This is a genomic window from Glycomyces sp. L485, assembly GCF_022548875.1.
Taxonomy (GTDB): Bacteria; Actinomycetota; Actinomycetes; order Mycobacteriales; family Micromonosporaceae; genus Glycomyces.
The window spans coordinates 492-9,829 of record NZ_JAKZEW010000030.1 but is presented as its reverse complement, the minus strand read 5'-3'; the positions used below and the strand labels follow the sequence as shown (position 1 = coordinate 9,829).

The 9,338-nt window shown below is 69.1% G+C and carries 7 protein-coding genes and 1 pseudogene; 6 read left to right on the top strand and 2 right to left on the bottom strand.

Annotated features, from left to right (window positions below; translation table 11 throughout):
* From L0U85_RS14520 to L0U85_RS14495, 6 genes are all read left to right on the top strand, one after another.
* Nucleotides 1-2,802: HAMP domain-containing protein (locus L0U85_RS14520; RefSeq protein ID WP_241378480.1), on the top strand; the 2,802-nt coding region annotated here is incomplete at its 5' end.
* The gene (locus L0U85_RS14515; protein WP_241378479.1) at nucleotides 2,799-3,353 is read left to right on the top strand and encodes a response regulator; all 555 of its coding nucleotides are present in this window, start codon (nucleotides 2,799-2,801) and stop codon (nucleotides 3,351-3,353) included. The genes L0U85_RS14520 and L0U85_RS14515, both read left to right, overlap by 4 nt.
* Before the next feature lie 21 nt (nucleotides 3,354-3,374).
* Nucleotides 3,375-3,734 (top strand): STAS domain-containing protein, encoded by a 360-nt coding sequence (locus L0U85_RS14510; RefSeq protein WP_241378478.1) that lies wholly within the window; start codon nucleotides 3,375-3,377, stop codon nucleotides 3,732-3,734.
* Nucleotides 3,731-5,101 carry a PrsW family intramembrane metalloprotease gene (locus L0U85_RS14505; protein WP_241378477.1) on the top strand — a complete coding sequence of 457 codons (1,371 nt, stop codon included), beginning with the start codon at nucleotides 3,731-3,733 and terminating at the stop codon, nucleotides 5,099-5,101. The genes L0U85_RS14510 and L0U85_RS14505 overlap by 4 nt, the downstream gene beginning before the upstream one ends.
* A gap of 449 nt (nucleotides 5,102-5,550) precedes the next feature.
* Entirely contained in the window at nucleotides 5,551-6,057 is a 507-nt protein-coding gene (locus L0U85_RS14500; protein WP_241378476.1) for a tRNA adenosine deaminase-associated protein, read from the top strand.
* A 53-nt stretch (nucleotides 6,058-6,110) separates the two neighbouring features.
* A complete protein-coding gene (locus tag L0U85_RS14495; RefSeq protein WP_241378520.1) occupies nucleotides 6,111-6,533 on the top strand; it encodes a nucleoside deaminase in 423 nt (140 codons plus the stop codon).
* A gap of 15 nt (nucleotides 6,534-6,548) precedes the next feature.
* Here L0U85_RS14495 and L0U85_RS21375 read toward each other — a convergent pair.
* Together L0U85_RS21375 and L0U85_RS14485 are read right to left on the bottom strand one after the other, a co-directional pair.
* Nucleotides 6,549-8,675: pseudogene (locus tag L0U85_RS21375) on the bottom strand ((Fe-S)-binding protein); the annotation flags it as partial.
* Nucleotides 8,676-8,755: 80 nt separating this feature from the next.
* On the bottom strand, nucleotides 8,756-9,103 hold the full coding sequence (locus tag L0U85_RS14485; protein WP_241378475.1) for a hypothetical protein: 348 nt from the start codon (nucleotides 9,101-9,103) through the stop codon (nucleotides 8,756-8,758).
* Between the last annotated feature and the right edge of the window lie 235 nt (nucleotides 9,104-9,338).

Sequence of the window (9,338 nt, the reverse complement as noted above, 5' to 3'; positions counted from 1 at the left end):
GCCCGCGAGGTCGGCACCGACGGCAAACTGGGCGGCCAGGCGAACGTCCAGGGCGTCTCGGGCATCTGGGAGGCGCTCACCGACAACGTGAACTCGATGGCGTCGAACCTGACCGCGCAGGTGCGCAACATCTCCTCCGTGGCGACCGCCGTCGCCCGCGGCGACCTGACACGGCAGATCACCGTCGACGCCCAAGGCGAGATGCTCGAACTCAAGACCACGCTCAACTCGATGGTCGAGCAGCTGTCGCAGTTCGCCGACGAGGTCACCAGAGTGGCCCGCGAGGTCGGCACCGACGGGAACCTCGGCGGGCAGGCGAACGTGCCCGGCGTCTCGGGCACCTGGAAGGACCTGACCGACAACGTCAACTCGATGGCCTCGTCCCTGACCAGCCAGGTCCGCGACATCGCCTCGGTCACCACCGCGGTCGCCCGCGGCGACCTCACCCAGAAGATCTCCGTCGACGCCCAAGGCGAGATCCTGGAGCTGAAGAACACCGTCAATACGATGGTCGACCAGCTGTCCAGCTTCGCCGGCGAGGTCACGCGCGTCGCCCGCGAGGTCGGCGTCGAAGGGAACCTCGGCGGCCAGGCCGAGGTCGCCGGCGTCGCCGGGACCTGGCTCGCACTCACCCGCAACGTGAACTCGCTCGCCGCGACGCTGACGCTCCAGCTGAGGGCCATCGCGAACGTCGCCCACGCGGTCGCCAGGGGCGATTTGACCCAGTCGGTCGACTTCGAGGCCGCCGGCGAGATCGCCGACCTCACCGAGTCGATCAACCAGATGATCACCGCCCTGCGGGACAAGACCCGCCAGAACACCGACGCAGACTGGCTCAACTCCAACCTCGCCCGGATCTCCTCGCTGCTCCAGGGCCGGCGCAACGTCGAAGAGGTCACGCGGATGATCCTCGACGAGGTCACCAGCCTCATCGACGCGCAGACCTCCACGTTCTACGTCCGCCACGAGGACGTCTCGGGCCACGTCACCTACCGGCTCAACGCCGTCTACGGGCACCCCAGCCCCGGCGAGAAGATCATCATCGAGGAGAACGAGGGGATGGTCGGGCAGGCCGCGGCCTCCAAACGCACCATCCACCTCCACGACATCCCCGAGGGCTACCTGGAGATCTCCTCGGGGCTCGGCCAGGCCACGCCCACTGACCTGATCATCCTGCCCGTCCAGTTCGGCGACAAGGTCCGCGGCGTCATCGAGTTCGCCTCCTTCAACACCTACTCCGGGCTCCACAAGAAGTTCCTCGACTCGCTCGCCCCGAACGTCGGCGTCACCCTCGCCACCATCGAAGGCAACGCCCGCACCGAGGTGCTCCTGCGCGAGTCCCAGCGCATGGCCCAGGAACTGCGCGCGCAGTCCGACCGGCTCAAGGAGACCAACGTCGAACTCGAGGAGAAGGCCACGCTCCTGTCGGCCCAGAACAAGGCCATCGAGGTCAAGAACGCCGAGGTCGAGGCCGCCCGCCAGGACATCGAGGAGAAGGCCGAGCAGCTCGCGCAGGCCTCCAAGTACAAGTCCGAGTTCCTCGCGAACGTCTCACACGAGCTGCGCACGCCGCTGAACTCGCTGCTGCTGCTCGCGCGGCTGTTGTCGGAGAACTCCGAGAGCAACCTGTCCGACCGGCAGATCGAGTTCGCCCGCACCATCCACAACGCCGGCACCGACCTGCTCACCCTCATCGACGACATCCTCGACCTGTCCAAGATCGAGGCAGGGCGCATGGACGTCTCCGTCCACCCGGTCGACCTCGGCGAGGCCCTCGGCGACATCGAGGCGACGTTCCGGCCCCAGGCCGAGGACAAGCAGCTCGGCTTCGTCGTCGACGTCGGACCGGGGCTGCCGCGGACGCTGCGGACCGACGGGCAGAAGTTCCAGCAGGTGTTGCGGAACCTCTTGTCCAACGCCGTCAAGTTCACCCGGACCGGGTCGGTCACCCTCGCGGTGAGGCGCGTGGCCTCCGACATCCGCTTCGACGCGCCGCGCCTGAACTCCGCCGCCGAACGCATCGCCTTCTCCGTCGTCGACACCGGCATCGGAGTCCCCGAGAACAAGAAGGCGATCATCTTCGAGCCGTTCCAGCAGGCCGACGGCACCACCCGCCGCAACTTCGGCGGCACCGGCCTGGGCCTGTCGATCTCGAAGTCCCTGTCGCAGATGCTCGGCGGCGACGTCTTCATCGAACGCACCGGCTCGGAGGGCAGCGTGTTCACCTTCGCCGTCCCCGCCGAGATCCACAGCGACGACGACTTCCAGCCGCACCGCGCCGAGCTGCCGCCCGTAGAGGACGTCCGCGGCCCGTCGATCCTCACCGGCGCGCCCGAGACTCCGTCGTCCTCGGCCGCCGCCCAGCACCTCGACGGCGCCACCGTCCTCATCGTCGACGACGACATCCGCAACGTCTTCGCGCTCACCGCCGCCCTGGAGCTGCACGGCATCGACGTCCACTACGCTGAGAACGGCGCCGACGGCATCGACGCCCTCCAGCACCACCCGGACATCGACATCGTCCTCATGGATTCGATGATGCCCGGCATGGACGGCAACGAGACCACCCGCGTCATCCGCCGCATGCCGCAGTTCGCGGGCCTGCCGATCATCTTCCTCACCGCCCAGGCCCTCGCCGAGCAGCGCGAGAAGTCCGTCTCCGCCGGAGCCAGCGCCTACCTCACCAAGCCGGTCGACCTGGACCGGCTGCTCGATACCATGTCGCAGTGGATCGGGACCGCCCTCGACCCGGACGGCCCCCCGCGCGACGATGACGCCCCGAACGATGGAGATGCCGCATGAGCACCGCCCGTGTCCTGCTCGTAGACGACAGATCCGAGAACCTCCTCGCTCTCGAGGCGATCCTCCAGGGCCTACCGGTCGCCACCATCGCCGTCACCTCAGGCGAGGAGGCACTCAAGCGGCTCCTCGCCGAGGACTACGCCGCGATCCTCCTCGACGCCCAGATGCCCGGCATGGACGGCTTCGAGACCGCCCGCCACATCAAGCAGCGCGAGAAGACCCGCCACACGCCGATCATCTTCCTCACCGCCGCCGACCGCGACGCCCACCTTGCGATGCGCGGCTACTCGGTCGGCGCCGTCGACTACATCACCAAGCCGTTCGACCCGTGGATGCTGCGCACCAAGGTCAAGGTCTTCATCGACCTGTGGAGCCAGGGCCAGGCGCTCCGGCACACCTCCGAGCGCACGCGCGACCTGCGCGAACGCGAGGACGGCCTGATCCGCAAGCTGCGCAAGGCCCACGGCGACCTCGCCCAGTGGCAGAAGGACAACGGACCCGACGACGAGATCGCCAAGATCCTCGAACTGCTGGAACCCGGCAACGATTAGTTTTCGGTTAGGGTTGGGGACGTGGTACACCAGAAGCTCGACATTTCGGTTTACCGCGAATCGAACGAGACGATCGTGGCGCTGACCGGTGAAATCGACCTCCAGACCGCTTCGCGGCTCTCCGGAGCCGTCGATGCCGCACTGGCCGAAGACCCCGTGCGCGTCGTCCTCGACATGGGAGGCGTGACCTTCTGCGACTCGCGGGGGCTCGGGACGCTCGTCGTCCTCAGCCGCGCCGCGACCCGTTCGCGAGCGGTCCTCGTCCTCGCCAACCTCGGCGACTTCCTCCAGCGGCTCCTGTCCGTCTCCGGCATCGGCGACCACTTCGTCATCCGCGAGCACGCCACCGAAGCCGAGCCGGGCCCCGAGGACCGCGCGTGAGCGACCAGACCCGAGAGCTCCTCGTCGTCCTCACCATCGCCGCCGCGCTCGCCGTGGCCGGCGCCGTGGCCGCCATCGCCGGGCACCGCAGGGGCCTGCGGCCCCTCGTCATCGCCGGTTGCGCCGCGATCTTCGCCGGAGGCCTGGCCGTCCTCGGCTGGGCCATCGTCGACGGCGCCGGGGCACAGGCCGCCGGGGTCGGCCTCGTCGCCGCTCTGGTGCCCGCCCCGCTGCTCGTCGGCACGTTCCTGTGGCTCGGCCGCTACCGGCGGCGCCCCTGGCTCGTCCTGGCGTTCTGCTTCGGCTGGGGCGCCTGCGTCGCCACCGCGGTCTCTCTGGGCGTCAACTCCGGCGCGGCCCACCTGCTGCGCGAGAACGACCTCAACGAGAACCTCGCCGCCGTCGTCTCGGCGCCGGTCATCGAGGAGATCGCCAAGCTCGCCGGGCCGCTGATCGTGCTCTGGCTGGCACGGCGCCACTTCACCGGCACCCTCGACGCGCTCGTCTACTGCGGACTCGCCGGCGCCGGTTTCGCCGTCGCCGAGAACGTCCTGTACGCCTCCGGCACCTACGTCTCCGGGACCCGGATCCTCGACGAGTCCGCCGGGATCGCCCTGGTCACGCAGCTCGTCGTCGTCCGAGGTCTGGCGACCATGTTCGCCCACCCGCTCATGACCGGGCTTTCGGCCATCGGCCTCGGCAAGGCCGCCCGCCGCCCCGGCAGGACCGGCGTCCAGGCCGGCTGGATCATCAGCATGCTCCTGTGCGGCATGGCCCTCCACGCGTTGTGGAACGGCTCCTCGGTCATCGGCGCCGACATCGGCATGCCCGCCCTGTGGTTCGCGCTCTACCCGGCGTTCCTCATGCCGCTGTTCTTCACCATGGTCGGCCTCGCCCTGTGGCTGCGGGCCGCCGACGCCCGCCGCACCCAGACCGCGCTCGCCCCCTACGTCTCCTCGGGGCTGATCTCCCCGCCCGAGCTGGCCTCCCTCGCGAGCTTCTCCCGCCGCGCCTCCGCGTGCGCCTGGGCCCGCCGCGTCGCCGGACCCCCGGGCGAGCAGGCCATGAAGGACTTCCAGCAGGCCGCCTCCGACGTCGCCGAGCAGATCGACCTCGCCTCCATCGGCGGCCCCTACGACCAGCAGCTCATCGGCGCCGGCCTCTACCGCATGAACGCCGCCAAGGGCGTCTACGCCGGGCGCGACCCGCAGATGCCGCGCGCAGCCTGGGACGGCACCCGCTACCACGTCACCTTCCCCGACGGGAAGGTCCGCGCGGTCGAGGCACCCGCCCTGCCGGTCATGCCGCTTCCCGTTCCGGCGATGCAAACCCCGCCTTCGCCCACGTACCCTGTCTCCTATGCATGACGGACCCATCCGCGCGACCTCCTGGCCGGGCCCCGGGCTACCCCCGACCCGCTCAGGGCGTCCGAGCTGGCGCGAGCCCCACCAGGTGCGCGTCGGGGCCGTGGCGTCGGGATCGGCGCTCACAGCGTTGTGGGTGCTGCTGTGGATCCTCGCCTTCGCCCGGACCGGGGCGGGGTTCGCCTGGGTGACATTGGCCGCGAGTACGATCGCAACGGTCGTGGCGGCCGTGCTGGCGCGCTACGGTGACCGCGGTGTAGCGGTCGGCGTAGCAGCCGTCGCAGGGACAGCCGCTGGGGTCACCGGCCTCGCAGTCGAGCTGTATCTTCTGTTGACCGGCGATTGGATCCTGTGGTTACATCATCGCAGGCCGCCACATCCTTCAGCTGATCGCTTCGAGCAGCTGATTCCTTTGAGAAGCTGGTCCATTCAACAGAAAACGGGGACGGATCGTGTCGTATTTCGCTGTGGCTGTGGGCCGCGAGGGCGACCAATGGGACGCCACTGAGGTCGATCTCGACGACGTGGCGGACATCGAGGACGCCGCTGAAGTCATGCGTGAGGCCTGCCCTGACGCCGACCTGACGCTGCTGTTCGTGGACGCCGACGACGAATACCTGACGGTGATGCGTCTCGACAACGGGGACGACCTGCGCACGTTCGGCTCCGATGCCGAGTACGCGTCGCAGTCGCGCCTGGGCGAGGCGCTGCTCGGTGACCTGGAACCGGAGGACACCGATGAGATAGACACCGACGACGAGGAGTCGATCTCCGCTCGACCGACCGAGCTCGACGCCGAGCCCGTGGGCGAGGCCGACCTGCTCGGCGACCTCGGCGTGGGCGGGGCGACGCTGCTCGCCCTCTGCGCCAAGGAAGGCATGATGCCCTCCGACGTCGTCTCCGAGGTGGCCGAGGTGATCGGTTTCGCCGACGCCCTGGAATCCGCCACCGGCGCCTAGCCCCCGACCCTTCACACCCGATGCAGACCCGCCGCGAGGTTCACCAGAGCCGGATGCGGCGCGCCCTCCAGGCCGCGACGGCGTCCGGCGGCGACCTCCCGGTGGGCGCGGTCGTCTACGATCCCCGCGGCCGCGAACTCGCCGCGGCCGCCAACCAGCGCGAAGCCCTCGCCGACCCCACCGCCCATGCCGAGATCCTGGCGCTCAGAGCGGCCGCCGCCGTCCACGGGGACGGCTGGCGGCTGGAGGGCTGCATGCTGGTCGTCACCTTGGAGCCGTGCACGATGTGCGCCGGGGCCGCGGTGCTCGCCCGCGTCGGCGAGATCGTCTTCGGCGCGTGGGAGCCCAAGACCGGCGCGGTCGGGTCGCTGTGGGACGTCGTGCGCGACGAGCGCCTGAACCACAACCCCGACGTCTACGGCGGCGTCCTCCCTGACGAGTCCGCGAACCTCCTGCGCGCCTACTTCGGCCGATAACTCCGCGGCGGCGGCCTTCTTCGCCCGTGAGCGCTCCAGGAGCTGGGCGATGTCGATGACCTCCACGTCGTCCTCGTGCCCGGCGTCGGCGACCCCGTCGCGCAGCATCGTCGAGCAGAACGGGCAGCCCACGGCGAGAGTCTTCGCGCCGGTCGCCACGGCCTCGTCGGCCCTTTCACGGTTGACGCGCTTGCCGAGCGGCTCCTCCAGCCACATGCGGGAGCCGCCGGCTCCGCAGCAGAACGACTTCTCGGCATTGCGCGGCATCTCGGTGACCTCGGAGAACGAGCCGAGCAGCTCGCGAGGCGGCGTGAAGATCCGGTTGTGGCGGCCCAGGTAGCACGGGTCGTGGTAGGTGAGCTTGCCGTCGTGCTGCTCGACCGGTTCGATCTTCCCGGACTCGACGAGGTCCCCGAGAAGCTCGGTGTGGTGCACGACCTCGTACTCACCGCCGAGCTCGGTGTACTCCTTGCCGATCGTGTTGAGGCAGTGCGGGCAGGTCGCGACGATCTTGACCGCCCCGACCTCGTTCAGCGTCTCCACGTTCTGCTCGGCGAGCATCTGGAACATGAACTCGTGCCCGATGCGCCGCGCCGAGTCGCCCGTGCAGGTCTCGGCCTCGCCGAGGACCGCGAACTTGACGCCCGCGTCGTGCAGCAGCGTGGCGACCGCGCGGGAGGTCTTCTGAGCCTTCGGGTCGTAGGCGCCGGCACAGCCGACCCAGTACAGGTACTCCCAGTCGCCGCCGGACTCGGCGATCGGGACCTCGAAGTCGAGCGGCTCGGCCCACTTGAGGCGGTTCGCGGGGTTCTCGCCCCAGGGGTTTCCCTTGTTCTCCAGGTTGCGCAGCATCGTCTGCGCCTCGGCCGGGAAGTCGGACTCCATCATCACCATGTTGCGGCGCAGGTCCAGGATGTGGTCGACGTGCTCGATGTCGACCGGGCACTGCTCGACGCAGGCGCCGCAGGTGGTGCACGACCACAGGACGTCGGGGTCGATGACCGAGCCGATGATGTTGATCTTCTCGTGCCCGTCGCCCTCGCCGCCGTTCTTTCTCGCCATCGCCGCGGCCTTCAGGTACGGGGCCTGCTCGTAGAGGTGGTCGCGCAGGTCCGTGACGAGCTTCTTGGGAGACAGGGGCTTCCCGGTGTTCCAGGCCGGGCACTGCGACTGGCAGCGGCCGCACTCGGTGCAGGTGGTGAAGTCGAGCAGGCCCTTCCAGCTGAAGTCCTCGATGGTGGCGACGCCGAACGGCTGGGTCTCGGGGTCGGCGGTCTCGAAGTCGGCCGGCTCGCCTTCGATGAGCATCGGCTTGGCCGCGCCGAGCGCGTTTGCCCCGTCGGCCTCCCGCTTGAAGTAGATGTTGAAGAACGCCGTGACCCGATGCCAGCCGATGCCGAAGGTCGGGATGAGCGCGAGCATCAGGAAGAACGTCCAGGAGACCACGATCTTGACTCCGGCTGTGACCGTGATCGTGGTGTGCAGCGCCGACTCGGAGGCCGAGCCGTAGAGGTTCGCCAGCTGCGAGGAGACCGGGCCGGTCCAGGCGGCGTCGATGCCGCCGAGGGCGAACTCGGCCGAGCGGATGGTGAAGAAGCAGGCGACGATGGCGAGGATCGTGGCCTCGACGTAGAAGGCCTGCCACTGGCGGGAGTTCTCGAACCGGGACGAGGAGGAGCGCTGGCCGTCCTCGGAGACCTGGCCTTGCGACGGGACCTTGTGGGTTCTCGGTTGGCTGGCGAGGCGCACGCCGATCAGGAAGAGGATGCCGAGGCCGGTGACCGCGGCGATGATCTCGGACAGCAGCAGCCAGGGCCCCCAGTGGCCGACCCACGGGAGCGTCCATTCGGGGTTCAACGCCTCGAGGTAGGCGGTGGCGAGGATGGGAAAGAGCGAGAAGAAGCCGACGAAGACCAGCCAGTGCGCGGCGCCGATCCAGGACCACTGGAGCATGCGGGTGTGGCCGAGCGTCTCTCGGAGCATGGTGGCGACGCGGGTGCCGCGGTCGTCCTTCCGAGTGTTGTCGGCCGAGCCGAGCCGGACGGTGTCGAGCAGGCTGCGGCAAGCGCGGACGAACAGCCCGATCGCGACCGCCGTATAGGCGAAGGCGATCGTGGCCGTAACGATTTGTACGACTCCCATGGCGACCTCTCGACGATCCGGTGTTGCCGATCACCCTACATGTTACTGGTCAGTAGCCACACTGGCGAGTCGGGGCGAACTCATAGCTCCCAGAGCCCGACCTCGACGGCGTCGGCCAGGGCGGTGATGGTGCGCGCGACGCGGTGAGGCTCGGGTGTGTCGCGAAGAGTGAAGAGGTGCCCGAACAGATGCAGGAAGTGCTCGTAGGAGGATTCGTCGACGACGTCCTTGAGGCTGCGGTCGAGGTGGACGACGATCTCGTGGCAGTCGTACTCGTCCAGTGTGGGGAGCGCATCGGCGATGGCGCTTGCCGCGGAGCGGAGCCGACGCACGACCTCCTCGCCGAGCACCCGGTCGATCTCGTCGACCGGCTCCCAGGTGAGGAGAGGTGCCTGTGGGCGGGACTGCGGCAGTGGCTGCTCGTCCATCCATCCATGGTCTCGCAACCCCTGACCGCTCGTCACGCGGGGCCCGCCTTCCGCTTACCGGCCGTGCGGTGCCGTATCGGCGACGAAGAGCTGAGTATTGGGTTGAGCGCATTGTCGGCCATGGTGGTTGGTAGCCAGGAGTCGCCGGTGTGTGGTGTGTGTGGTGCGGAGGGTTGGAGTGGGCAAGCGGAGCCCGGCAATGGCCGCGGGGGCGTTGGCGGCAGCGGTGTCGGGC

What these genes read in the sequence shown, in the direction of transcription:
- L0U85_RS14485 (WP_241378475.1), bottom strand. Translation starts at nt 9,103, where the DNA reads ATGGACGAGCAGCCACTGCCGCAGTCCCGCCCACAGGCACCTCTCCTC.
- L0U85_RS14495 (WP_241378520.1), top strand. Translation starts at nt 6,111, where the DNA reads ATGCGGCGCGCCCTCCAGGCCGCGACGGCGTCCGGCGGCGACCTCCCG.
- L0U85_RS14515 (WP_241378479.1), top strand. Translation starts at nt 2,799, where the DNA reads ATGAGCACCGCCCGTGTCCTGCTCGTAGACGACAGATCCGAGAACCTC.